Genomic DNA, 23,143 nt, shown 5'->3' with positions numbered 1-23,143 from the left:
CTCCAGCGCTTACTCACCCGTACTCCGCCGGGCTTCGCCCAGCACATCGCGGGAGCGGTCCATCTGGTTGGGATTTGCTTCGTTGCGGAACTGGGCGCGCACTGTGGCATCGATCCCGGCGGCGCGGAGCGGCAGTGCGAAGTTCGTTTCGACCGCCCGGCGCGCAGCATCGCGGGCCAGCCGCATCGGCGCGGTCGCCTGTGCCTGACGCAGCAACGATCGCTGCCCTTCGGCGCGATTGGCCGCATCGAGCGTGGATTCCGCATCGGTGACGGTAATCAAGATTCCGCCATCATCATATTCGCGGATTGCGTCGATATCGATATCGGGCCCGGCGATGCGCAGGTCGGGCAACGTCACGGTCAGCGTGTTGGAAGCGGCCTCCCATTCCACATCGTCATCGCCCAGCGCGGAAAGATCAAGCTCATAGCGGACATTGCCCGGCATGATCAGAGTCTTGCGTGCCGACAGGCCAAAGCGCCGCTGGGTCGAAGTCACGACCGCCACGAACTGCGCGGAAAAGGGTATGAGGGTGTTCTGCTCGCGTAGCCCTTCGAGACTGGCGCTAGCGACCGTTTCAGGATCAGGCCCGCTACCGAAAATACGCTCGCCGACACTGCCGATGCCGATGACGAATATCGTGATGATCGCCACCACGCTCAGCAGGCAGCCCAGCGCCCAGAAGCGGCCCGACCCCTGCCGGATGATCATCGTCGGATGGGAGCGCTCGAAATTCGGCGTTTCGGGAGGATCGATTTCTATGCGGCTGTCGTCGACCATGACTCTTCGCTTTCTTCGACCAGCCCCCGATCCCTAAGATCGATCAGATGGGCCAATACGGACCGCCCGGCCGCGCCGTGCAGCCTTGGGTCGATGCCCTTGTACATTTTCTGAACCATATCGGGGATGGCCGTCAGCCCCTCGTCAATGGCGCGCAAGATTTGCCCTTCGCGCTGTTTCCGGTGCCCCATCAGGCCGCGCGTGAACCGCCGCGCCTTTTCGATGGGTTCGCCATGCGCAGGGTAATAGAGCGTCTCCTCACGATCGATAAGCTTGGCGAGGCTTTCCATATAGGATTTCATATCGCCGTCCGGCGGCGCTATCACGGTCGTCGACCAGCCCATGATATGATCGCCGGTAAACATCGCTTCCGCCTCATGCAGCGCGTAGCAGAGATGGTTGGACGTATGGCCCGGGGTCGCCACGGTTTCGAGCGTCCAGCCCTCGCCTGTCAGCAGTTCGCCATCCTCCAGCACGCGGTCCGGCGCATAGGAGGAATCGAACGCCGCATCGGCCCGTGGACCGGCATCCTCCAGCGCCAGATACGCGCAACCGACAATTTGAGCCCCGGTTGCCTCCTTCAGGGGCGCAGCCCCGGGGCTGTGATCGCGGTGGGTGTGGGTGCAGGTGATATCGCGGATCGTCTCACCCTTGGTCGCCGCAAGGATCGCATTGATATGGCGCGCATCGCTGGGCCCCGGATCGATCACAGCGACGTCGCCCCGGCCGACAAGATAGGTCTGCGTCCCGGTGAAGGTGAAGGGCGAAGGGTTGGGCGCGAGTACGCGGCGCACCAATGGGTGCAGCTCCATCGTCAGGCCCGTAGGCATATCATCTGCTGTCTTCATTCCCTCCCTGTGCCAAGTTGCAGCGCTTGGCGAAAGGGGAAGCAGTCAAAAAACGACCGGCTCTCCCTGCTACGGAAGAGCCGGCGCCAGCAGGCCGATCAGCGCGGGACTAATGGCTCATCCGGGCGATATGGGCGTCGAGCGAAGCCAGAACTTCGGCACGAAGATCGCCCGGGATATCGGCATCGGCGGCTATCTCCCGGCGTGCTTCCTGCAAACCGTCAAGAGCTTCAGCCCAGACTTCGGTCACCAGGGCTTCACTATCCGGCATCATGGCACGGAGTTCGGCCTCGCTCGGGATCATTTCCCGCAATTCGGCTTCGCTGGGAATCATCGCCGCCAGCTCTTCCTCGCTCGGAATCATCGCCTCGATCTCTTCGGCGGTAGGCATGCGTTCGCTGGCATAGTGACGGGCATGGCTTTCGTCGTCCTGATGGGCGGCGGCCGGACCAGCCAAAGCCGTCATCGTAAGGGCAAGCGTGGCGCCGATTGCAGCCAGACTGGCGGCTCGGCAAAATTGGGAAAGGATGTGCATGGCGGGTCTCCTGTGCCTTTTCGTTCGTGATCGGAGGCTCCGGCAGAAAGGATATCCTATGTCGCCGGGCCTGTTTACGACACCATTCGTAATATCCGACCGCCACACTGTAAACGACAAGCGTCGTATCTGGTCGATGGGAAATGACGGATCGTCGAAATTTCTTACAGTTCGACAAATGGTAAACAGGCTGGAAACCATCGAATTACCGGTTTTCCGCCACTTGCTCAAAACTGGCACGACCGCTGCATGGTATAGGGTGTTCCATACCCACATACCCCCATGAGGGACGGGTTAGCCAGCTATACTGGTCTCGCGCTAACCCGTCCCCTCATCCCCAGAAAAATCAGCGCAGCCAGCCCGGTGGGCACATAAAAGAGCATGAGGCGCCATATCACCATCACCGGGCCCAATGTGTCTGGAGAAACGAACGGCGCATAAAGCAGCAGGAACGCCGCTTCGCTGCCGCCTATGCCGCCTGGTGTGGGAACGACGGTGCTGAAGGTGAAGGTGAGCCATTGCAGCGCCCAGTAGAGCAAGGGGAGCATCGCGCCTCCGGCAAAGCCGATAATTGCCGTCGCCACCGAATAGCGCGCGCCCCATTGCACCGCCGATAGCGCCATGCTCGCCATGACAACCGATTTGCCGCCCCTGAATACCGTCTTCCAGTCGCTTACGATATTCCGGCACAGTTCGCCGGTTCGCGCCGCCGCGCGCTGAGCCAGGCCGCCAATCCGCGCGCCGAACCAGCCGCGCCGCGCGATACTGAAGACCATGCCCGCAATCAGGACAATCGCGACAAGGAACAGCAGCGCCTGTGCCGTGGACGCTCGCGCGCCCACCCAATCCAGTTCGCGCAGGGTGGAAGGGAGCTCGAAACCGAAGGCAAAGAACAGGGCGAAAGCCAGAAGGCTGAGCATGACGATCGTGTCTTCGGCGATTTGCGTCGAGATCAGCGTCCCCGCCTTGTCGGCCGACACGCCTTCATTGACGAGGAATCCCCATTTGATGACGGTGCCACCGGTTGCCGTGGGGGTTACCGAGTTGGCAATCACGGTGCCCAGGATAATCCGGACAATCTGTTTCAGCTGCAATGGTACGCCCAGAAAGCGGCACCAGATGGCAAGGCGCAGGACATTGGTAATCCAGGGGACGAAGGCAAGCCCCGCCGCCAACCCCAGCAGCCAGGGGCGCTCGGCAATCGACGAAAGCGGCCGGCCGTCCAGCGCCCAGAGGAAAAAGACGATATTGCCGAGTGCGGCCAGAGGCAAAGCCCAAAGCGCTATCCGGATCGCTTGTCGGCTGAGCTTGGCGGGTTTGGCCGGTTCGGCGGTCAAATCGACTCTGCGGGAAAAGTTGTCAATCGTGACTCGGCGCTGCTGGAAAGTCGCGCATCCCGGCATGAAAAAGCGTGCGGATAGATCACGTCCAACAACGTATCGAATGTCTGCTGCCACGAAAAGCGATTAGTGACTAAACGGCGTCCGCGTTCGCCAATAGCCGTGGCCCCGTCCCGCCAGACCTGCGCAATATTGTCGGCCATTGCCTGAGGATCATCAACCGGGCCCAACATGCCGGTATTTACGGCAACGCGCTCCGGCATTGCGCCACTCGCCACACCCACAATCGGCAAGCCCGCTGCCTGTGCCTCTATCACCGAAATACCAAATGTCTCGTAAGGCATGGCGGACACATATATATCGGATGAGGCAAGCGCGACTGCCAGCCGCCCACGATCCCTCTCGTAACCCGGCAGATGGACACGCATACCGTCAGCTCGGGCAATTAGCCTGTCCCGGCACTTGCCCTCGCCTATCAGCAACAGATGCGCCCGCATTTCGGCCGGCAATCGCCGAAATGCCTCGAACACGGTCATGACCCGCTTTTCCCGATCAAGACGTCCGACATAGACCAGCAACGGTTCGCACGGACCGACGCCCAGGGAATATCGAAAGGCCGGATCGCGTTTTGCCGGACCGAACTTTCTGTGATCCACCCCCAAAGGCAGGATGTGGACGCTTTGCGTACCCATTTCCTCAAGCCTATCTTTTGCATTGGAATTAAGAGCATATACGCCATCAAACCGGCTGTAGAGCGCTGCGGCATAGCGATGCGAAAGCCGACGCGTCCCGCGTCCCAGCCAGCGACCAAACCAGCGGTCCGTGAAAGAACCAATATGTGCGTCTGGAAAATCAGTACGGTAGCCGGCGACCACAGCCGATTGCGGATACTTCTTGCGATGGGCGAGTGCGGCCCAGGGCAGATTATAGGGATCGAGAGACTCAACAATATCTGGTTTCAATTGTCCCAATATCCGCTGGACAGCGCGATTGCGCAGCAATAGCCGGTAGTTGGGCGATCCAGGTACTGGCGGGCTGGCAATTTCAACCGTCTTACACCGCCCCGTTCCACGGATACGGTCTTCCTTGCCGGGGACGATCAGCAAATGCTGGTGAGCAGTATTTTCCTCGATAAAGGCTCTTTTTTGGCGAAGGTATGTGCCAACCCCGCCCCCTGTTTCTGACCAGCTTTGTGTCAGATCGCATAAGAGCAAACCATCATCTCGCATATACTCCCCCCCCGAGGACATAGGAGACGAATACCGCCTTATTATCTAAGGCGTCAAACGGCGCGATAACGGGCCAAATATTCTATGTGACGGAGACATTTCGACGCGCCTTCACCGCGTCCAGTTACTGTGCAGTATCTCCGCCGTTTTCTCATCCGCCGGGAAAAACGCTTCGATGGCAAGTTCGGACAGGGTGATGTCGACCGGCGTCCCGAAAATCGTGATCGTTGCCACGAAGGAAAGCCGCCCGAGCACCGTGTCGAGGATCAGCGGAACCCATATCCTGTCCGGATCGGCAGGCGGGGGCGTCTTGTCGCTTTCATGCGGATAGGAGGCCACTTCGTCGCGCAGTTCTATCAAACCCGGATCGGCGCTGCTGGCAATCTGCTGGTCGAGCTGTTCCAGCACATGGCTGTGCCATTCCGCGAGATTGACGATCTGCGGGGCCAGCCCGTCCGGATGGAGCGCCAGCTTGATCGCGTTGATCGGCGGTACGAGCAGCGTCGTCCCGATCTGCTCGGTAAAGAAGCTGATGGCATCGTTCATGGCAACGACATTCCAGTGCCGGTCGACGGCGATCGCCGGATAGGGCTCATGTCCTTTGAGGATATGTTGGATAGAATTGCGTGCGACCGCCATCGCCGGGTCGTCGAGACTGCGCTCGCCATGGCGCGGTGCAAAGCCCGCTGCCGTCAGCAAGCTATTGCGCGCACGGAACGGTATATCCAGCCGCTCGGCGAGACGGTCTATCGTACCGGTGCTCGGCTGCGACCGCCCCGTTTCGATAAAGCTTAGATGGCGCGGCGAGATCTCCGCGTCCAGCGCCAGCTGCATCTGGCTGAGTCGCCTGCGCTCCCGCCATTGCCGGATATGCTTTCCCACCACCATCGTCGCCATTGGATCGCTCCCTGTCTCGATAGCCTCCGGGATAGGCCGACCAGCGATCCAATTCCATTACCTCTAAGGTAATCGACTTGACCCCGGCCTGTGCGGAAAAGGCGCCTGTTTCAATGACAGGAGGCTCCGATGACCCCGGACTATGTGAAGAAGATTTTCCTGATCGATGCCGCAGCATGCGCGCTGACCTTTGGCAGTGGTGTGTTCGCGACACAGATGATCGCCACCGATACCGGGCTCAGTCCGTTTATCGTGGCCGAAGCTGGCTGGATTTGCCTCGGCGCGGCATTGCTCTGGGGGTGGCTGGGTACACGCGCGCATCCTCCCCTCCGCATCTGCTGGCTGGCCATCGCACTCAATATCGGCTGGATAGCGGCCAGCATCGGTGTGCTCGAACTGAACTATGCCAGCCTGACCACTCACGGCCAGCTGCTCGTCCCACTTCAGACGGTGGGCGTTATCATATTGGTTACGTTGGAAATTATCGGCGTTCGGCAGATGAGTCGCCAGCGCCTTTCGGCCGCATAATACCGGAAGAAGGGCGTCAGCTCGCCGCGGCTTTGACGCCCTTCTTCTGCAGCAGTTCCTGCAGCTCGCCGGCTTCGTACATTTCCATCATGATATCCGAACCGCCGACAAACTCACCCTTCACATAAAGCTGTGGGACGGTCGGCCAGTCGGAATAGTCTTTCACGCCCTGGCGGACTTCCTGATCCTGCAGCACGTCGACGCTGGCAAATTCAACGCCGCAATGTTCGAGGATCGCAACCGCACGGCTTGAGAAGCCACATTGCGGAAAAAGCGGCGAGCCTTTCATGAAAAGAACAACATCGCTGCCGTTAACGGCCTGATCGATACGGGAATGTGCGTCGGACATGGTAATGCTCCTAATCGGGTATCGCGGTGGTTACTTGCAAGGCATGGAGGACACCGCCCATGCGGTCACCCAGCGCCCTGTACACCGCTTGATGTTGTTTGATGCGGGTCAGGCCGCGAAAGCTCTCGGCAACAACACGCGCGGCATAGTGATCGCCGTCGCCCGCCAGGTCGGTAATCTCGACCTCGGCATCGGGGATCGCATCGCGGATCATCGTTTCGATATCGTCTGCAGCCATCGGCATTGCGCGTCTTACCTTTTAGTCTGTCGATTCGATCAGCTGTCGGCGCGCCTGGACTGTCATTTCTTCCAGCTTGGCGCGAATGGCATCGGCGTCGACATCTTGACCGGCCGTGGTCAGATCGCCCAGAACCTTGCGGACCACATCGTCGTCGCCCACTTCTTCGAAATCGGCCTGAACAACAGCCTTCGCATAGGCGTCAGTTTCTTCGGCCGTAAGCCCCATAAGGCCCGCAGCCCATTCGCCGACCAGGCGATTGCGCCGCGCCGTGATGCGAAACTGCGTTTCCTGATCATGGGCAAACTTGTTTTCGAACCCTTTTTCGCGATCCTTGAAATTGGCCATGAAACTGTCTCTCCGGGAAATAGATGCGTTGGCGATTAAAATAGGGAGGCAAGCGCCCCGGCGCAACGGGGCTGCGCCCGATCGCGAAACTTAGTCGGCGACCCGGACAACCAGTTTTCCGATCGCCTTGCGCGCGCCCATCTTGGCGATCGCCTCTCCGCCCTTCTCGAACGGAAAGACTTCCGTGACCTTCGGCGCAATCTTGCCCTCGCTCCACCAGTTGAACAGCTGATCGACATTCTGCCGGTTGTGCTGGGGATCCCGGGCCGCAAACGCACCCCAGAAAACGCCGCGCACGTCGCAGGATTTCAGGAGGGTAAGGTTGAGCGGCAGCTTCGGGATACCTGCGGGAAAGCCGATGACCAGATAGCGGCCTTCCCAGGCGATCGACCGCAACGCAGGCTCGGCATAATCGCCGCCTACCGCATCATAGATAACATCGGCGCCATTCGGCCCGACCTTTTCCTTGAACTGGCTCGCTAGCGCCTTGGACGCATCCTTGTCGAACGGCCCGCGATCATAGACCAGTACGTCGTCCGCGCCGGCATCGCGCACAGCCTGCGCCTTTTCTTCGCTGGAAACCGCGCCGATCACGCGCGCACCCATCGCCTTGCCAATCTCGACGGCGGCAAGACCGACTCCGCCGGCCGCACCGAGCACGAGCAACGTCTCACCCTCTTTCAGGTTCCCGCGATCGGCCAGCGCATGGATGGTCGTGCCATAGGTCAGGATCATTGCGGAGCCAGGCTCGAAATCCACACTGTCGGGTAGCTTGAAGGCGCCCGTCGACTGGACCGCCGCATATTCCGAAAGCCCTCCATTGCCGCACATCGCCAGCACCCGGTCACCGACGGCGAAATCCGTCACACCCTCGCCAACGGCCTCTACGATACCTGAAATCTCGCCCCCCGGCGCAAAGGGTCGCTCGGGCTTGAACTGGTATTTGTCGACGATGACAAGCACGTCCGGATAGTTGATCGCGCAGGCCTTGACCGCGACCAGCAATTGCCCCGGCCCGGCTTCCGGCTTATCCAGCTCACCCATTTTGAGGGTTTCGGGTCCGCCGGTTTCGTAGGACAATAGGGCTTTCATCAGGCGGTCTCCTTTATGAGCCATGGCCGGGCGGCGCTGACTTGCTGTTCATAGGAGGCAATCGCTTCCCCGCTCTCCAACGTCAAGCCGATCTCGTCAAGTCCCGCCACGAGACAGGATTTGCGAAACGCATCGATGGGAAATTCGAACCGATCCTGAAACGGTGTCGTCACGACCTGATTTTCAAGATCGACGGTAATCGGGTCGGTCGTGGCGACCTCCATAAGCCGGTTGATCGCCGCTTGAGACAGTTCGACGGCCAAAATGCCGTTCTTGAACGCATTGCTCGAGAAAATGTCGGAGAAGCTCGGCGCGACAACCACACGAATGCCCATATCGTTGAGCGCCCAGGCGGCATGCTCGCGGCTCGATCCACATCCGAAATTGTCACCGGCGATCAGGATTGGAGCGCCGGCATATTCGGGATCGTCAAACACATTCCCTTCCTCGGCACGGACAACCTTGAACGCGCCTTCGAACAGGCCTTCGCGGCTGATGGTTTTCAGATATTCGGCCGGAATGATGACATCCGTATCGACATTTTTCCGCCCGAACGGATAGGCGCGGCCCTCGACTTGCTTGAATGGCTCCATCAGCGCGCGCTTTCCGGAAAGACCGGTAGCCGCTCCAGGTCGCCGGGGTCGTGCTGGATGACGATCATCGCATCGAGCGCCAGATCGATCTGCAGGAAGCGCGCGAACGACGCGAGCGTATCGGCACGGTCGGTGTTGAAAACCGGCACGCCTTCATTTTCGATCTGCTCGCGGAAATGATAAAGATCGCCGGTCAGAAGCACCGGGCCGGTTTCCGGGAGACGAACGAGCAGCGAACTGTGCCCCGGCGTGTGGCCCGGCATGAACAGGATCGTCACGCTACCATCGCCAAACACGTCATGATCGCGGCCGATATCCACGCTCTCCGCCCCGCCGGAAATCCAGGGTGCAAGAGCAGCCTGAGCGGACGGCATCTCCTGATCGCGAACCGCGGCAATATCCCGCTGGTTCATCAACAAGGTCGATCCGGCAAAATCGGGTGCCTGACCGATATGATCGTCGTGATAATGGCTGAGGCCAAGAAAAGTGATGTTATCAGGCGCAAGCCCGATATCGCCAAGCTGGTCGGCGATTGTCCGGTCGAGCGACATTGTGAAAACCCACTGGGTGACGGACGTCCCAAGCAATTGGCCGGAAAGCCCGGCATCCCAAAGCAGGTAGCGATCGCCGTTGCGGATGAGATAGCAGCTGTCCGTCAAAGTCCGCGGTTGCCCGTCATAAAGATGGCCATCGGAAAAAGGCGCGGTATCGCTCAGGACCAAAGAGCCGCAATCAAGCCGCCACATCTCGATATCGGGCGTGTGGGCCTGCTGCGCGAAAACCGCTGTGGACATCAGGAGCGCAGCCAACCCGGCGCCCAATTTTCGTATCATCTTCATCCCATCATCTCCCTGATATCGGCGAGTTTGCCCGTAATAGCGGCAGCGGCAGCCATCGCCGGCGAAAGCAGGTGCGTGCGCGCTCCCGGACCCTGTCGACCGACGAAGTTGCGGTTGGACGTCGAGGCGCAACGTTGGCCCGGCGGAACCTTGTCGGGATTCATGCCGAGACACATGGAACAACCCGGCTCCCGCCATTCGAAGCCCGCTTCGATAAAGATGCGGTCGAGCCCTTCTTCCTCGGCCTGGCGCTTCACAAGACCGGATCCCGGCACCACGAGCGCCTGCTTGATACCGCCCGCAATCTTGCGACCTTTCGCCACTGCGGCGGCGGCTCGAAGATCCTCGATCCGGCTGTTTGTGCAGCTGCCGATGAAAATGTTGTCGACCGGGATATCCTGCATCCGCTGGCCGGGAGTCAGCCCCATATAATCGAGCGATTTTGCAGCGGCAGCGCGTTTCGATTCATCCGCGAAACTATCGGGATCCGGAACATTTCCGGTGATCGGCACAACATCTTCGGGACTGGTGCCCCAGGTGACGTTGGGCGCGATATCGGTGGCATCAAGCGCAACGCGCTTGTCGTATCTCGCTCCCTGATCGCTGGGCAGCGATTGCCACCAGGCAAGGGCCGCGTCCCAGTCCGCACCGGTCGGCGCATAGGGGCGGCCTTTCAGATAGGCATAGGTTTTCTCATCGGGTGCGATCAGCCCGGCCCGTGCGCCCGCTTCGATCGACATGTTGGAAATAGTAAGCCGCCCTTCGATGCTCATGTCACGGATCGTGGAGCCAGTATATTCGACGACATAGCCCGTGCCGCCGGAAGCGCCGAGCTTGGCCACAATCGCAAGCACCAGATCCTTCGGCGAAACGCCAAATCCGAGTGTTCCCTCGACGCGCACTTCCATGCTTTTCGACTGTTTCAGCAGCAGGGTTTGCGTCGCAAGAACATGTTCGACTTCACTCGTTCCAATACCGAAAGCCAGCGCGCCAAGAGCGCCGTGCGCAGCCGTGTGACTGTCGCCGCACACCAGCGTGCAGCCGGGCAGCGTGAAACCCTGTTCCGGGCCCACAACATGGACGATCCCCTGCTCGGGCGCGGCGTCGTCGATATAGCGGATACCAAAAGCCGGCGCGTTGGCTTCAAGGGCTTCAAGCTGTTTGGCCGACATCGAATCAGCGATAGGAACGCGATTGCCGCCTGCATCCCGGCGCGCCGTTGTCGGAAGATTGTGGTCGGCGACGGCAAGAGTCAGGTCGGGCCGGCGAACGGGTCGCCCCGCCGCGCGCAGTCCTTCAAAGGCCTGCGGGCTCGTCACCTCATGGACCAGGTGGCGATCGATAAAGACGATACAGGTGCCGTCATCGCGCCGTTTGACGACGTGCGAATCCCAGATCTTTTCATAAAGCGTACGTGGTTGATTCATGCGAGCTTCCCTAACGCTATTTTGCCGCAGTGCAAAAGAAGGATTTCTTAGAATACTAATTATATGGATTATGCAACCGGGCGCAAAGCTGATTCGGTTCGTCGCGAATGGCAGCCTGCCGACTATCCTTTGCCGCATTTCCGGCGGAAACTGCCATCAGTGTGCAACGTGTTGAGTAGGATCGCCGAAATGAAGAACTCCAAGCCGAAATCCATAACCCCGTTGATCGCCCTTGTTGCTACGCCGCTGGCGGCCGTTCCCGTACAGGCTCAGAGCATACCCTTTGTCCCCGATATCTATATGGGGCTGGAAGCGGGAACAGGCGAGCGCAGCGCCAGCCGGTTCGGCCAGCCGGGCACTGTCGTTTCGAGCGATGAGAGCAATGGCGTGGACTATGGCGCCTTTGTCGGTGTGGAGCTTCCCGCCTTTCCGCTGGGCTATATGGCAGTGGAAGCCGGTATCGGGGATTCAACGGGCGAAACGACCGCGATCGTCCGCGATGGCGCGACCGATCGCCGCGTTTCGACCCAGGCGCGATTCAACTGGAGCGCGACGGCGCGGCTCGGTCTTGCGCCTCTCCCCGGTTTCGCGGCCTATGGAATCGCCGGATATGGCGGCGAACAGATCGACCTTACGGTCACCGATGTCACCACGGGGGCAAGCTTCGAAAGCGACGATTCAATGGACGGCATCATCTATGGTCTCGGCGCGCGCTATATGGTCGGCACCGATGTCGGCATCCGGGCCGAATACCGCCACCGCGAAGCCAGCGGCGCCTATGACCCCGAGCAGTTCATGCTCGGGGCGTTTGTGAGTTTCTAGAAGTTACCCCGGAAGATCGACCAGCGGACCGCCGATCTCAATCGCTTTCTTATAGGCCGGGCGCGCCATCAGCCGCTCGAGATAGGCTTTCGCGTTCGGGCGATCGTCGAGAAGGCCGACCAGATTGGACAGTTCAAGCAGATATTCGAGATTGATATCCGCACCGGTCATCGTATCGCCGACCACGAATTCGCGGCCTTCGAGATGGGCGTCGATATAGTCGAGCAGCTTTTTCACTTCGCCGCCGACAAACCCGCCAAGGACGTCGCCCAGCCCGCCGAAACGCGGCCCCAGCAAGGTCAGCAGAACCGGCATGGCCAGCGTACCTTCTGCGAACTGCAGCCATTCCAGATAGGCCGCGCGATCGGCGTTGGATGCCGGCGCAAGCTCACCCTCGCCGCGCGTTTCGATGATATATTCGATGATCGCCCCGGACTCGAACATGACATGCCCATCGATTTCGACGGTCGGAGCCTTGCCGAGCGGATGGATCGCAAACAGGTCTTCCTGCGAACGATTGGTCTCCGGATGCCGGTGATGTTCCACCAGATCGTATGAGATCCCGAGTTCTTCGAGCAGCCAGATGATGCGCGTCGAGCGCGAAAAGCGGAGATGGTGAAGTTTGATCATGAAGGGGTTCCTGAATGAAATATGTTCTGTTTGGCAGTCTTGTTGCCGCTTATGCGGGCCGGATCAATGGCCAACCACGCCGAGGCTCTGAAAAGGCTTCTCATTATCGCTATATTTCTCGATCAGCGTCGCGCTGGCTTGATTGAGGCCGATCACGCGAACCTGCTTGCCCTCGCGCTGTAGTCGCGCGACCACCTTGTCGAGCACACCGGTGGCCGAAATGTCCCAGAAATGCGCGTGCGTCAGATCGATATCGACATCGGTGATATCCTCCTCGCCATATTCCATCGCTTCGGTGACCTGATCGACCGAGGCGAAGAATATCTGGCCCGCGACCACATAGTGCCGGGTCGTGTCCTCGACGCTGGTCGTGATCTTCACGAGGGTGCGCACCATCCCGGCGAAGAAGATACCGCTCAACAACACACCGACCAGCACACCTTGCGCGAGATCATGCGTCCAGACGACGGTCACGACGGTCGCAAGCATCACCGCCGTCGATACTTTCGGATGGTGACGGATTTCGAGGAAGGATTTCCAGCGGAAGGTGCTGATCGATACGAAGATCATCACTGCAACGAGCGCAGGCATCGGGATCTGCGCAACCCAGGGGCCGAGGACGACGATCAGCACGAGCAGCATGACACCCGCGATCATCGTCGACAGTCTGCGCCGTCCGCCCGATTTGATGTTGATGACCGACTGGCCGATCATCGCGCAGCCCCCCATACCGCCGATGAAACCGGTGAAGAAATTGGCTGCGCCCTGGCCATAGCATTCCTGCCGTTTATCGCTGCGCGTTTCGGTCATATCGTCGACGATCGAGGCGGTGAGCAGCGATTCGAGCAGGCCGACGGCAGCCATGCCGGCCGCATAGGGGGCGATGATCTGGAGCGTCTCCAGGGTCAGCGGAACGACCGGGAGATGAAACATCGGCAGGCTGTCCGGCAGCGTGCCCATATCGCCGACCGTCGAGACGCCGAACCCACCGAATATGCTCACCAGCGCCAGCAATATGATCGCGACGAGTGGCGACGGCACGGCCTTGGTGAGCATCGGCAGCAGATAGATGATCGCCAGCCCGGCACCGACCATGGCATAGGTTTCGATCGTGAAATTGTCGCCGATCAACTGCGGTATCTGCGCCATGAAAATGAGGATCGCGAGCGCGTTGACAAAGCCGGTGATCACCGAGCGCGCGACGAAGCGCATCAGCAGATCGAGCCGCAACAGTCCCGCAATCCCCTGAAACACGCCCATCAAAATCGTCGCGGCGAACAGATATTCGACGCCATGATCGCGCACCAGCGGGATGACAAGCACGGCCACCGCCGCCGTCGCCGCCGAAATCATCCCCGGCCGGCCGCCGAGCATCGCCGTGATCACCGCGATCGAGAAACTCGCATAGAGCCCGACCCGCGGATCGACGCCCGCGATGATCGAAAAGCCGATCGCCTCGGGAATCAGGGCGAGAGCAACGACGAGGCCAGCAAGGAACTCGGTGCGTGGCTGGGAGAGCCAGTCGCGCTTGAAATTGCGGTGCATGGGCATGCGGGTATGACTTTCAGGCGGTGCCGGGAAACTGCAGGGCGCATGAGCGCTCCGCAGTCGCCGAGGCTTTGATATATGGAATCAAAGGCCGATCAGGCCCTTATTGCTGCGCTGCAATATAGGAAGCCCACACGAAACGGAACCCCCGGTCCGGCAGCAGGCAACTATTCGACGGTGATCAGGCCGCTTCGGTCTTGGTAACGACAATCCTGTGCCGCCGCCGCGTTTCCGCATTTTTGGTGGAGCGCGTCTCGCTCAGCATCTCGCGATCGGCCTCATCGTCGGGTGCAATCGCAGCATCGCGATATTCCGTCCGGTCCGGATCTTTCAGGATGCGCATCATACGAACCCGGAGGCGCCACCATGTCCGCGCTACACGGGCCGTATTGTAGACACCTATGGCCAGATATTTGGGATAAAAGACCAGCGGATTTTCAATTTTCATGCCGGGCCGGCGCTGCTTACGCGAACGCAGCCGCAAATAGCCCGATTCCAGCTTCGCAATGCCGGCGATGCGCACGGATTCTCGATAGGCAACGAGGCGGTTCAGCGTGACATATTTCTTGTTCGATCCCAGCGCCGCCATCCGCTTGATGATCCGTTCCATATGTTCCCAACTGTAAAAGCTGTTATGCGCATCGCGGAATGCCCGCTCCCATTCCTCGTCGCTCATCTTCGGATGATGGGTGACGCGATGATTGAGATCGTATTTGGCCAGATCGGGGTCCATCCAGATGCCCGATTCATACAGCTTCTTGTGATCCTCGCTCCCGGGCAGCGGCGTCAGATAGTTGAGATAGAGCGCATCGACGGCGAGGTCGGACTTGATCAGCTCGATATCGTGCATGATCGACTCATAGCTGTCGTTGGGGAAACCAAGGATATAACCGCACATGATAAAGACCGGGTGCTGTTTCCAGGCAAGGAACATGTCGCGATATTCCTCGACCCTGTTCTGCCTCTTGTTAGCCGCTTCCAGATTGTCGGCATTGACGTTCTCGAGACCGATAAAAATCTGGTCGGCGCCAGCTGCGCAGCATTTGTCGATAAAGCCATCGATCCGGTGGGCAAGCGTGTCCACCTGGATCGCCATATTGACGGGGAACCCCTGTTTCCTGAGATCTATCAGCCGGTCGAGAAAAGATTCCCAATTGCGATTGCGCGCGAAATTGTCGTCGGTGAGCAGAAAGCGCGTAACGCCCTCCTTGGCGTTTTCACGGACGATCAACTCTAAATCGTCGGCCGTGCGGAAGCGGCTCTTGCGCCCCTGCACATTGATGATGGTGCAGAAAGAACATTCGAACGGGCAACCGCGCCCCAGATCGAAGCTCGAATAGCTGTTGATGTTTCGCTTCACCTGTTCGGGCGGCATGAAAGGGATCGGAGCCCCGGCCAGGTTGGGCGTATCGTCGAGATAATTGTAAACCGGTTTGAGCGCGCCATTGGCCGCATCAACCAGAACATCGTCGATCCGCCCTTCTTCAGCCTCACCACCGAACAGGCCGATGCCGAGCGCCTGAGCTTCGAGAATTTCGGGTGGCTGTTCCTTGAGCATCGACAGGCAGCCGGAGACATGGAAGCCGCCGATCGAAACCGGCATACCGGCAGCGCGAAACTCGCGCGCCAGATCCATAGCCCTGGGGTACTGGTTGGACTGGACGCCAACCAGACCAATAAAGGCCTTGCCGCCCTCCTTGCGGATCGTGCGGATGATCTTGGTCGGCTGTACGTTCTGATGAATCTCGTCAATCGCGTGGACGACACAATCATATTCGGAGAGTATTCCGCGCTCCAGCGCATCGTTCACGATGCCCGCCAGGCAGGCCAGCGAGTTGGAGGGGATGAGCGACCGCCACCATTGCAGAGGATAACCATCGTCATGATAGCGCGTCGGTTTGATCAGATAGATATGAAATTTTTCACGCATCAAAAGGCCCCTGCGGAAAAGAACCTACGCGACTATGGCCTTTATCGCCACATTATTTCGCCAATAGGCCGGATTCGCAGCCCACCGCATACCTTCTCGACAAAATGGGCTGTCGTCTTCTCGCCAACTCCATCAACTGTGACCCCGGGCCAGTTCGATCTGTTCCACACGCTGCCCGGACGTAAAAAAATGGTCAGATCACCATCAAGTCGCGCCCGACGATTATCTCTCCGGTGAAGCCAGCTCTGACGGCTGCCTCCCACACATCGTCTTCGATAAACGGATAACCGCCAGGTACGAAATGCGACAAAACCAGAGTTTCAACGCCCGCGCTGGTTGCGATCTGCGCGGCCTGCTCGGTTGTCGTGTGGCTGGCGAGCAGATGATCGCGAAGGCTTGCCGGATCGTGGGCGTCTGCGATCAGGCCCTCGATCGCGGGCAGATACATCACCTCGTGCACCAATATGTCCGCCCCCTCTGCGAGGGCGATCAGCGCATCGGATGGAGCCGTATCACCCGAAAAGACGATGGACCGGTCGGGACAATCGAACCGATAGGCAAAGGCGGGTGAAACCGGCGGATGATCGACCAACGCGGAGGTAACCCGGACATTATCATCCTCGAATATCAGACCCGGTTCGCTGAATTCATGGGCGTTGATGAGGTCGGCGAGCGGCGGCCTGCCTTCATCTGCGATGCGCGTCGCGATATCATAGGCGTTCAGATCCAAAAACTGCTGGCGCATGGCCTCAAGCGGAGGCGGGCCGAAACATTCGACCGGTGAGGCCAAGTCGTCCGCCCAGGCAAGCAGCAGCAAATTTCCGAAATCGGCGTTATGGTCGGAATGATGATGGGTTAGAAATATCGCCGTCAAATCGGCGGGATCCAGGCCCGCCAGCACCATCTGACGGGCAACGCCGTCTCCACAATCGACGATATAGACATTGTCGCCGACGACTATCGCCTGGGCGGGCGCGGACCGATTCGGTTTTGGCGAAGGTCCGCCCGCCGTTCCCAACAAGATCAGTCGTGACGCCAGTCCGTCCGCCGCGATCGCCGGGCGGAGGGATAATAACGGCGTGACTGCTGCCCCGAGAAGAAGCGCCCGCCGCGACAAGCGCGCCCGGGCAGCCGTCTCTGAAAGGTCGCTACGAGGCATCAAAGCACTTCGATATAGTGCGCCGTCGTCTTCCCACCCACTTCCTCGACCGTCACGCCCGGCGCCAACTCGATCAGTTCGAACGGGCTGTCATGATCGGGGCGGCGGAACACACCGAGATTGGTAATGATCATGTCGACGACATTGGTCCCGGTCAGCGGCAGCGTGCATTCCGGAATGAACTTGGGATCGCCCGCCTTGGAATTGTGATCCATCACGACGATGATCTTTTTCACGCCCGCGACGAGATCCATCGCGCCGCCCATGCCCTTGATCATCTTGCCAGGGATCATCCAGTTGGCGATGTCGCCATTTTCCGCAATCTCCATCGCACCGAGCACCGTCAGATCGATGTGCCCGCCACGGATCATCGCAAAACTGTCGGACGAGCCGAAATAACTCGACGAGGGCAATTCGCTGATAGTCTGTTTACCGGCGTTTATGAGATCCGCGTCGATATCTTCGGGATAGGGAAACGGCCCAATGCCGAGCATGCCGTTTTCGGACTGCAAGGTAACCTCGACACCATCCGGGATATGGTTGGCGACCAGCGTCGGGATACCGATGCCGAGATTGACATAATAGCCATCCTCAAGCTCCTGCGCCGCCCGCGCGGCCATCTGGTTGCGGTCCCACCCTTGGTTTTCCTGGGCCATTAGGCGCTCTCCCTCTCGCGGGTGGTCTCGAACTCGATCTTCTTGTCATAGGGCGAACCGTCTATCAGACGTTTGACGTAAATGCCCGGCAGATGAATGCCGTCCGGATCGAGTTCCCCGACCTCGACGATTTCCTCGACCTCGGCGACGCAGATCTTGCCGGCCGTCGCCATCGGGGCGTTGAAGTTGCGCGCCGTTTTGCGGAAAACGAGATTGCCCGATTTGTCCGCCTTCCAGCCCTTGATGATGCACAGATCGGCAAAGATGCCGCGCTCAAGGATGTAATCTTCGCCGTCGAACTGCTTCACTTCCTTGCCTTCGGCGACCACCGTGCCGACGCCGGTCTTCGTGTAGAACCCCGGAATACCCGCACCGCCAGCCCGGCACCGCTCCGCGAGCGTCCCCTGAGGGCAGAACTCCACTTCGAGCTCCTTGGAGAGAAACTGCCGCTCGAATTCCTTATTTTCCCCGACATAGGAGGAGATCATCTTCTTGACCTGTTTGGTACGGAGCAGCTTGCCCAGCCCCTCCCCGTCAATGCCCGCATTGTTGGAGGCGATGGTGAGGTCTTTCGTACCCGCATCGCGGATCGCGTCGATCAGCCGCTCGGGAATACCGCACAGGCCAAAGCCGCCCGCGCAGATATGCATGCCATCGAACAGCAGGCCATCGAGCGCCGCAGCAGCATTCGGGTAAATTTTCTTCATCGTCGAGCTCCGCATGGGGTTTGCCCCATTAGGCAGCCGCCACGGGTCGGGTCAATTGCCGTATCCGTCACCCCGGTCTCGAAATCTGCAACTGCGGAGCGACCGACAATTGCCGCCCGCGGCCATCCGGACAATCGCTCCGCTCAGGCCCAGAATGCGAGATAGGCGAAGATCAGGCTTCCGGCCGCGAGGGTCAGGATTGTCGGACGCCGATAGGCTGGTGCAAGTAGCCCGACCAGCACACCGCCGAACACGACGAAAAAGAGCGCCACCCCAACGACGATGCCATAGGTGCGGTATATCTGGGGGCCATGGCCCTTGTGCAGCTCTGTCAGCGACTCCAGCAGATCAGGCTCAACAAGCTGAACGCTGGTTTCCTGCTCGCCATTTTCGACACGCAGATGAGGCCGCGATGTTGGCCGGGTAACGAAACTGTCTCCGCGGCCCCGGATATAGTCGAACTCGATATCAAGGTTCTGATCGGAAATATAACGCCGGACTTCAGCCTCCAGCTCCGGGTTTTCGGCCTCCAGTGCATAGCCGGTCGGCGCGGCAAGGTCCGTCTCTACACTATCGCCCTGAACGCCGGCCAGGTACAACCCGCCCGTGATCGCCATGAGCAGAAAAGCCGGAGCCAGCATAGCCGCCAGGTAAAGATGGATATTCACCAGGGTACGGCGCAGCTTAACCTTGTTCATTCCGATCATCCTTTTCATTGACTGGACAGAGCGAATGCCTGGCCCCTTGATCTATAATTGCTATTGCGTACTATTCGCATTAGATCGGGTCAATGCGGAAAGCGCGCTATTTGACCTTGATCAATGCGCAGCTCCCTGAACTGTCCTATACGGAAATGGAAGAGTCAGTTCGTTCTGGGAGAATGATAATGAAATCCATCCTGTTATCTGTAAATGACGAAGAAGGCTTCGAATCCCGCCTACAGGCGGCGCTTGATATCGGACGCGCGAATAATGGGCATATCACCTTCCTGCATGGCATTCCGGTCAGCGATTATGTAGCGCTCGATCCCTTTGGCGGCTCCTACTATGTCGCGGAACAGCGCGAAGCCGCCCTCGAGGAAGCCGAGCGCAAGCGCGAAATGCTGCGGGAAACCATGGCGAACGAGGACGTGTCATGGGATTTCCTGTCTGAAGACGGCGCCCCGGACGATGTGCTGGTCAGCCAGTCGCGCATGGCCGATGTTGCCGTACTCAGCGAACCAGCCGGAGATCACGACGCCGATCTCGCTTCCAGCGTCACCTATATGGTCATGACAGCCCAGTGCCCGGTCCTGGCGGTACCCCAGTCCAGCAAGGCGCTCGACTGCGCAGGCAAGGCCGTTATTGCCTGGAACGGGTCGGAACAGGCCGGCAATGCCATGCGCGCAGCCGTCCCCATCTTGCAGACCGCGAGTTCGGTCGAGGTCGTCACGATTGGCGAGGATCCGGCTTATTTCCCGGCTTCGACCGCTGCCGTCTATCTTTCGCGCCACGGCATCAAGGCCGATCTGATCCAGCGTGAGCGGAACGAAAAAATTGCCGATGCGATGCACAGCCTGCTTATCGATCGCGAAGCCGATTATATGGTGATGGGCGCCTATGGGCACAGCCGCGTCCGTCAGACTCTGTTCGGCGGCGTCTCCCGACACTTCATCCAGCGTTCGCCTGTGCCGGTCTTCATGGCGCATTAGGAGCGGTTACGGCCGGGGTGAGGTGCTCGGGGAAAAATGCCCGTCGATCGTTAGCGAAATGCTGGTAAGGGTGCCGGCCCATCCCTCATCGCCCGCCCTCCTCCAGTACCGGCTTTCGGGCCTGCCGACAAAGGTGAACTCGGCATTGCGCTTGCCGTGATCCTGCCGGACATCGACATCGATCACGGCATTGCCCCCCAGATAACGTTCGCTTACCTGAAGGGTTCGGCGCTCGCTTTCCAGGGCGTCTAGCGAGCGTGCGCTCGGCCAGATACCGCCATACACCCTCTGGCGGTCCTCGACCGGACGACGGTCTGCGTCTGGACTGACCTCCAGATCGGTGAGCGACAGCCGATCCCCCTCGTGCAATCGCGACAATCGCAGGCCGCGGACCAGAAACCCCGATATACTGGCCGTCCGCGATGCCCGCCGGCCGTCGAGCAGCGTCACCGCCCCCGGTCCCAACACCCGCGCGCTCGCCCGTTCGAGATCGACAAGCAGCCCGGTATCGACATCGATGCCAAGGCCGATGCGCGCGGGTCCGGGCTGCCCCATTATCGCGTGCGCCAGCCGGCCGAGACGCCCTTCCTGGCCGAAACGGGTATCGATGGTGAACGGCGAAAAGAGACGCAGACCCTGCGGCATCACCAGTGGCTGGACCCCGTTTGCAAACTCCTGCGAGTCCGCCCTTATTTCGCTGAACAGTGCGTTGAACGCATCGCCGTGCGCGATCATCGGATTGCTCATCGCGGCCGCGGCCCCATCGATACCGCCAACAATCGCGCCCGCTGCCAGCCGCGCCCGGATGGCCGCCAGCATAGGGCTATCGGCGCCCCGCCCCTGCACAAGCAGTGCGGTCAACCGCTGCGGATTGCCCCCGGCGAACCAGATTGCTCCGGCATTTTCGATCTTCGCAATTTCCTCGGCGCTATCCGCGCCCGCCGCCCAGTCAGTTTCGTCTACGTCTGGCGTGTCAGGATCGTCGGATCGGGCAAGGTGCACAATCGCGATGTTTTCCGGCTCCACGCCATGAAACATCAATCCCCCGGCAAAGATGGCGGCCTGGCTGGCCGGTTCGGCTGATGCCGCCGGGATGATCGCGATGCGCGGCGCATCAGCCGGGCGATGGTCTATCAACGCGCGGTAGATGGCGTCATTTTCGAGGCTGAGCCCGCCGCCGACAATCAACAATCGGCCATTTACCGCCTGGGCCGGGCCGCTGAACAGGAGCCACCCGGCCAGCAGCACGCCAACAATCGCCAGCAACCGCCTCAAAGCCATCCGTCCTGCAATTCCAGAACCGTTCCCAGATCATCGAGCGCCTGCGCTTCCCCGGTCACCTTGATCGCCGCCATGCCCAGCGCCGCCGCCGGCTTGCAGTTGATCCCCAGATCGTCGAGATAAACGCATTCGGCCGGTTCAACATCCAGGGTTTCGCACATCATCTGATAGATTCGCGGGTCAGGCTTGCGCACGCCCGCTTTGGAGCTTTCGATGACATGATCGAAACGGGTCATGATATCGGCAATGGCCATCGCCTTCTGCTCGGACCCGGCCATGCCAGCGCCCTTCCCCGCGGGAACATTGTTGGTGATGCAGCCTAGCTTGTGCCCCTTGGATTTGAGCACATCGAGCGCCGCGACCATTTTGGGCCGGATATCGCCGGAAAGACAGGCAAGCACATCGCTTCCCCGCAATTCCACACCCATGGCGCGGGCTTCCTCGGCGAACAGCTCGTCAAACTGCGCAGCATCGATTTCGGCGCGTTCGAACAGCGCCCAGGCGTTGCCGTCCGGATTGGTCGCATTGATCCGGCGAACGCTGTTCACCGGCATGCCGCGCGCTTCCTCCATCCGGTTGAACGCATCGAACGGCGAGGACGTAATGACGCCGCCAAAGTCCCAGATAATCGCAGAATAGCTCAAGCGTTATGCTCCAGTCTGAGGCCCGGCCGGGCCCATTCGGTTTTCACCAGCCGGCCCGTACCCGACAGGCAGATATAGGCGGTGCGCATATCCGCGCCTCCCCAGCAGATATTGGTTGTGAAGATATCGTCAGTCTCTACAAATTCGACCAGCTCACCAGCAGGAGAGACGACGGAAATTCCGCATTCGCCGATTGTCGCGACGCAAATATTGCCATTCGCCTCCATGCCCAGGCTATCGAAAAACTTATATCCTGCCGGCCGGTAGAGCGGGATACCCGGGCCGCCAGGCCCCGCAGCATCGTCGACCTTGCCGGGCGCAATGATATTGAATGCGGTTAGCCGGCAGGTGAATGTTTCGGCCGCGTAGAGCGTCTTGCCATCGGGAGAGAGGCCCACACCGTTGGGATTGTATGACGGGAAAATCACTTCTTCGAGGTGGCTGCCATCGGCCTTTGCGTAAAAGATGCCAACAATGTCGTGGCAGCGCGTTTCAAAATTCTGCTTGCCGTGGTCGGTGAACCAGAAACCACCATAAGCATCGAAAACAATGTCATTTGGACCGCGCAACGTGCAGCCGAAATCACCGGACTTGTAGAGAGTCTCCACTGCACCGGTTTCCAGATCGATCCGCTCAATCCGTCCGCCGGAATAGTCTTCGGCGATGCCGTGGGGCGCCAGCATGCCGCCTGATTCGACATAGTTGAAGCCACCATTGTTGCAGACATAGAGCTTGCCATCGGGGCCGATCGCCAGTCCATTGGGTCCGCCGCCCGGTTCCGCAACGATCTCCTTCGTACCGTCGGACCGAACCCGTGTAATCCGTCCCGCCGCGATCTCGACCAGCACAATGCTGCCATCGTCCATCGCCACCGGACCTTCCGGGAAGCGCAGTCCGTCTGTTACCAGTTCCATGTCTCATCCTCTCCTGGAATGCGGCCTTGTTTTCTTTTGCCGCCTTTGCAGGGCAGCCAACTATCGTTGCCCGCGCGGGTCAAGTGACTTAATAGCCGGGGCAGAGAAAAATCCTCCCG

At 59.8% G+C, this 23,143-nt stretch carries 26 protein-coding genes; 3 read left to right on the top strand and 23 right to left on the bottom strand.

Annotated features, from left to right (window positions below; genetic code table 11):
* Positions 1–9 precede the first annotated feature (9 nt).
* The 6 genes from DFR46_RS00335 to DFR46_RS00310 all read right to left on the bottom strand — a co-directional run bounded on the left by DFR46_RS00335 (position 10) and on the right by DFR46_RS00310 (position 5,629).
* A complete protein-coding gene (locus DFR46_RS00335) occupies positions 10–780 on the bottom strand; it encodes a DUF4230 domain-containing protein (RefSeq protein WP_245953577.1) in 771 nt (256 codons plus the stop codon).
* A complete protein-coding gene (locus DFR46_RS00330; protein ID WP_116234651.1) occupies positions 759–1,628 on the bottom strand; it encodes an MBL fold metallo-hydrolase in 870 nt (289 codons plus the stop codon). The genes DFR46_RS00335 and DFR46_RS00330 overlap by 22 nt, the downstream gene beginning before the upstream one ends.
* A 109-nt stretch (positions 1,629–1,737) precedes the next feature.
* Positions 1,738–2,163 (bottom strand): hypothetical protein, encoded by a 426-nt coding sequence (locus DFR46_RS00325; protein WP_116234650.1) that lies wholly within the window; start codon positions 2,161–2,163, stop codon positions 1,738–1,740.
* 302 nt (positions 2,164–2,465) lie between these two features.
* A complete protein-coding gene (locus DFR46_RS00320; protein ID WP_162843367.1) occupies positions 2,466–3,500 on the bottom strand; it encodes a lysylphosphatidylglycerol synthase transmembrane domain-containing protein in 1,035 nt (344 codons plus the stop codon).
* Positions 3,497–4,732 carry a glycosyltransferase gene (locus tag DFR46_RS00315; RefSeq protein ID WP_116234648.1) on the bottom strand — a complete coding sequence of 412 codons (1,236 nt, stop codon included), beginning with the start codon at positions 4,730–4,732 and terminating at the stop codon, positions 3,497–3,499. Before DFR46_RS00315 ends, DFR46_RS00320 begins: the two co-directional genes overlap by 4 nt.
* Before the next feature lie 111 nt (positions 4,733–4,843).
* Positions 4,844–5,629 (bottom strand): helix-turn-helix domain-containing protein, encoded by a 786-nt coding sequence (locus tag DFR46_RS00310; RefSeq protein ID WP_116234647.1) that lies wholly within the window; start codon positions 5,627–5,629, stop codon positions 4,844–4,846.
* Positions 5,630–5,758: 129 nt separating this feature from the next.
* Between DFR46_RS00310 and DFR46_RS00305 the strand changes: the two genes are divergently transcribed.
* Positions 5,759–6,157, top strand: a complete 399-nt coding sequence (locus DFR46_RS00305; protein ID WP_116234646.1) for a hypothetical protein — start codon at positions 5,759–5,761, stop codon at positions 6,155–6,157.
* A gap of 16 nt (positions 6,158–6,173) precedes the next feature.
* On the opposite strand, the gene grxD is transcribed toward DFR46_RS00305, so the two are convergent.
* The 7 genes from grxD to leuC form a co-directional block, all read right to left on the bottom strand.
* On the bottom strand, positions 6,174–6,506 hold the full coding sequence (gene grxD / locus DFR46_RS00300; protein ID WP_116234645.1) for a Grx4 family monothiol glutaredoxin: 333 nt from the start codon (positions 6,504–6,506) through the stop codon (positions 6,174–6,176).
* Positions 6,507–6,516: 10 nt separating this feature from the next.
* On the bottom strand, positions 6,517–6,750 hold the full coding sequence (locus DFR46_RS00295) for a BolA family protein (protein ID WP_116234644.1): 234 nt from the start codon (positions 6,748–6,750) through the stop codon (positions 6,517–6,519).
* A 15-nt stretch (positions 6,751–6,765) separates the two neighbouring features.
* Positions 6,766–7,092, bottom strand: coding sequence for a DUF1476 domain-containing protein (locus tag DFR46_RS00290; RefSeq protein WP_116234643.1), 327 nt, complete (start codon positions 7,090–7,092; stop codon positions 6,766–6,768).
* Between the two features lie 90 nt (positions 7,093–7,182).
* The gene (locus DFR46_RS00285) at positions 7,183–8,184 is read right to left on the bottom strand and encodes an NADPH:quinone oxidoreductase family protein (RefSeq protein ID WP_116234642.1); all 1,002 of its coding nucleotides are present in this window, start codon (positions 8,182–8,184) and stop codon (positions 7,183–7,185) included.
* Positions 8,184–8,777: a 3-isopropylmalate dehydratase small subunit gene (leuD, locus tag DFR46_RS00280; RefSeq protein ID WP_116234641.1), complete on the bottom strand. Its 594-nt coding sequence runs from the start codon at positions 8,775–8,777 to the stop codon at positions 8,184–8,186. Before leuD ends, DFR46_RS00285 begins: the two co-directional genes overlap by 1 nt.
* On the bottom strand, positions 8,777–9,616 hold the full coding sequence (locus tag DFR46_RS00275; protein WP_211306353.1) for an N-acyl homoserine lactonase family protein: 840 nt from the start codon (positions 9,614–9,616) through the stop codon (positions 8,777–8,779). The genes leuD and DFR46_RS00275 overlap by 1 nt, the downstream gene beginning before the upstream one ends.
* Complete coding sequence (gene leuC, locus DFR46_RS00270; protein WP_116234640.1) at positions 9,613–11,043, bottom strand: 3-isopropylmalate dehydratase large subunit; 1,431 nt, start codon at positions 11,041–11,043, stop codon at positions 9,613–9,615. The genes DFR46_RS00275 and leuC overlap by 4 nt, the downstream gene beginning before the upstream one ends.
* Before the next feature lie 189 nt (positions 11,044–11,232).
* Between leuC and DFR46_RS00265 the strand changes: the two genes are divergently transcribed.
* Entirely contained in the window at positions 11,233–11,865 is a 633-nt protein-coding gene (locus tag DFR46_RS00265) for an outer membrane protein (protein WP_162843366.1), read from the top strand.
* Between the two features lie 3 nt (positions 11,866–11,868).
* Here the strand turns inward: DFR46_RS00265 and DFR46_RS00260 are convergent, their stop codons facing one another.
* The 7 genes from DFR46_RS00260 to DFR46_RS00230 form a co-directional block, all read right to left on the bottom strand.
* Complete coding sequence (locus DFR46_RS00260; RefSeq protein ID WP_116234638.1) at positions 11,869–12,495, bottom strand: glutathione S-transferase family protein; 627 nt, start codon at positions 12,493–12,495, stop codon at positions 11,869–11,871.
* Between the two features lie 63 nt (positions 12,496–12,558).
* Complete coding sequence (locus DFR46_RS00255) at positions 12,559–14,046, bottom strand: SulP family inorganic anion transporter (RefSeq protein ID WP_116234637.1); 1,488 nt, start codon at positions 14,044–14,046, stop codon at positions 12,559–12,561.
* A 178-nt stretch (positions 14,047–14,224) separates the two neighbouring features.
* Entirely contained in the window at positions 14,225–15,973 is a 1,749-nt protein-coding gene (locus DFR46_RS00250) for a B12-binding domain-containing radical SAM protein (protein ID WP_116234636.1), read from the bottom strand.
* Positions 15,974–16,166: 193 nt separating this feature from the next.
* Positions 16,167–17,132, bottom strand: a complete 966-nt coding sequence (locus DFR46_RS00245; protein WP_116234635.1) for an MBL fold metallo-hydrolase — start codon at positions 17,130–17,132, stop codon at positions 16,167–16,169.
* Entirely contained in the window at positions 17,132–17,788 is a 657-nt protein-coding gene (locus DFR46_RS00240; protein ID WP_116234634.1) for a 3-oxoacid CoA-transferase subunit B, read from the bottom strand. The genes DFR46_RS00245 and DFR46_RS00240 overlap by 1 nt, the downstream gene beginning before the upstream one ends.
* Positions 17,788–18,495 carry a CoA transferase subunit A gene (locus DFR46_RS00235; RefSeq protein ID WP_116237049.1) on the bottom strand — a complete coding sequence of 236 codons (708 nt, stop codon included), beginning with the start codon at positions 18,493–18,495 and terminating at the stop codon, positions 17,788–17,790. The genes DFR46_RS00240 and DFR46_RS00235 overlap by 1 nt, the downstream gene beginning before the upstream one ends.
* A 143-nt stretch (positions 18,496–18,638) precedes the next feature.
* Positions 18,639–19,193, bottom strand: coding sequence for a hypothetical protein (locus DFR46_RS00230; RefSeq protein WP_147297587.1), 555 nt, complete (start codon positions 19,191–19,193; stop codon positions 18,639–18,641).
* Between the two features lie 188 nt (positions 19,194–19,381).
* Between DFR46_RS00230 and DFR46_RS00225 the strand changes: the two genes are divergently transcribed.
* Positions 19,382–20,185: a universal stress protein gene (locus DFR46_RS00225; protein ID WP_162843365.1), complete on the top strand. Its 804-nt coding sequence runs from the start codon at positions 19,382–19,384 to the stop codon at positions 20,183–20,185.
* A 6-nt stretch (positions 20,186–20,191) separates the two neighbouring features.
* On the opposite strand, the gene DFR46_RS00220 is transcribed toward DFR46_RS00225, so the two are convergent.
* Genes DFR46_RS00220 through DFR46_RS00210 form a run of 3 tightly spaced genes read right to left on the bottom strand, consistent with a single transcriptional unit; the run spans position 20,192 to position 23,024 of the window.
* Positions 20,192–21,466, bottom strand: a complete 1,275-nt coding sequence (locus tag DFR46_RS00220; protein ID WP_116234631.1) for a cyanophycinase — start codon at positions 21,464–21,466, stop codon at positions 20,192–20,194.
* Positions 21,457–22,110: an HAD-IA family hydrolase gene (locus DFR46_RS00215; RefSeq protein WP_116234630.1), complete on the bottom strand. Its 654-nt coding sequence runs from the start codon at positions 22,108–22,110 to the stop codon at positions 21,457–21,459. The genes DFR46_RS00220 and DFR46_RS00215 overlap by 10 nt, the downstream gene beginning before the upstream one ends.
* Positions 22,107–23,024, bottom strand: coding sequence for an SMP-30/gluconolactonase/LRE family protein (locus DFR46_RS00210; RefSeq protein ID WP_116234629.1), 918 nt, complete (start codon positions 23,022–23,024; stop codon positions 22,107–22,109). Before DFR46_RS00210 ends, DFR46_RS00215 begins: the two co-directional genes overlap by 4 nt.
* Positions 23,025–23,143: the final 119 nt, after the last annotated feature.

This window comes from Parasphingopyxis lamellibrachiae, assembly GCF_003385775.1.
Taxonomy (GTDB): domain Bacteria; phylum Pseudomonadota; class Alphaproteobacteria; order Sphingomonadales; family Sphingomonadaceae; genus Parasphingopyxis; species Parasphingopyxis lamellibrachiae.
This window is presented reverse-complemented; position numbering and strand designations above follow the sequence as displayed.

Bases quoted from the DNA above. Each gene is read 5' to 3' on its own strand.
- DFR46_RS00335 (WP_245953577.1), bottom strand. From the start codon at position 780: ATGGTCGACGACAGCCGCATAGAAATCGATCCTCCCGAAACGCCGAAT.
- DFR46_RS00330 (WP_116234651.1), bottom strand. From the start codon at position 1,628: ATGAAGACAGCAGATGATATGCCTACGGGCCTGACGATGGAGCTGCAC.
- DFR46_RS00325 (WP_116234650.1), bottom strand. From the start codon at position 2,163: ATGCACATCCTTTCCCAATTTTGCCGAGCCGCCAGTCTGGCTGCAATC.
- DFR46_RS00315 (WP_116234648.1), bottom strand. From the start codon at position 4,732: ATGCGAGATGATGGTTTGCTCTTATGCGATCTGACACAAAGCTGGTCA.
- DFR46_RS00310 (WP_116234647.1), bottom strand. From the start codon at position 5,629: ATGGCGACGATGGTGGTGGGAAAGCATATCCGGCAATGGCGGGAGCGC.
- DFR46_RS00305 (WP_116234646.1), top strand. From the start codon at position 5,759: ATGACCCCGGACTATGTGAAGAAGATTTTCCTGATCGATGCCGCAGCA.
- grxD (WP_116234645.1), bottom strand. From the start codon at position 6,506: ATGTCCGACGCACATTCCCGTATCGATCAGGCCGTTAACGGCAGCGAT.
- DFR46_RS00295 (WP_116234644.1), bottom strand. From the start codon at position 6,750: ATGCCGATGGCTGCAGACGATATCGAAACGATGATCCGCGATGCGATC.
- DFR46_RS00290 (WP_116234643.1), bottom strand. From the start codon at position 7,092: ATGGCCAATTTCAAGGATCGCGAAAAAGGGTTCGAAAACAAGTTTGCC.
- DFR46_RS00285 (WP_116234642.1), bottom strand. From the start codon at position 8,184: ATGAAAGCCCTATTGTCCTACGAAACCGGCGGACCCGAAACCCTCAAA.
- leuD (WP_116234641.1), bottom strand. From the start codon at position 8,777: ATGGAGCCATTCAAGCAAGTCGAGGGCCGCGCCTATCCGTTCGGGCGG.
- DFR46_RS00275 (WP_211306353.1), bottom strand. From the start codon at position 9,616: ATGAAGATGATACGAAAATTGGGCGCCGGGTTGGCTGCGCTCCTGATG.
- leuC (WP_116234640.1), bottom strand. From the start codon at position 11,043: ATGAATCAACCACGTACGCTTTATGAAAAGATCTGGGATTCGCACGTC.
- DFR46_RS00265 (WP_162843366.1), top strand. From the start codon at position 11,233: ATGAAGAACTCCAAGCCGAAATCCATAACCCCGTTGATCGCCCTTGTT.
- DFR46_RS00260 (WP_116234638.1), bottom strand. From the start codon at position 12,495: ATGATCAAACTTCACCATCTCCGCTTTTCGCGCTCGACGCGCATCATC.
- DFR46_RS00255 (WP_116234637.1), bottom strand. From the start codon at position 14,046: ATGCCCATGCACCGCAATTTCAAGCGCGACTGGCTCTCCCAGCCACGC.
- DFR46_RS00250 (WP_116234636.1), bottom strand. From the start codon at position 15,973: ATGCGTGAAAAATTTCATATCTATCTGATCAAACCGACGCGCTATCAT.
- DFR46_RS00245 (WP_116234635.1), bottom strand. From the start codon at position 17,132: ATGCCTCGTAGCGACCTTTCAGAGACGGCTGCCCGGGCGCGCTTGTCG.
- DFR46_RS00240 (WP_116234634.1), bottom strand. From the start codon at position 17,788: ATGGCCCAGGAAAACCAAGGGTGGGACCGCAACCAGATGGCCGCGCGG.
- DFR46_RS00235 (WP_116237049.1), bottom strand. From the start codon at position 18,495: ATGAAGAAAATTTACCCGAATGCTGCTGCGGCGCTCGATGGCCTGCTG.
- DFR46_RS00230 (WP_147297587.1), bottom strand. From the start codon at position 19,193: ATGAACAAGGTTAAGCTGCGCCGTACCCTGGTGAATATCCATCTTTAC.
- DFR46_RS00225 (WP_162843365.1), top strand. From the start codon at position 19,382: ATGAAATCCATCCTGTTATCTGTAAATGACGAAGAAGGCTTCGAATCC.
- DFR46_RS00220 (WP_116234631.1), bottom strand. From the start codon at position 21,466: ATGGCTTTGAGGCGGTTGCTGGCGATTGTTGGCGTGCTGCTGGCCGGG.
- DFR46_RS00210 (WP_116234629.1), bottom strand. From the start codon at position 23,024: ATGGAACTGGTAACAGACGGACTGCGCTTCCCGGAAGGTCCGGTGGCG.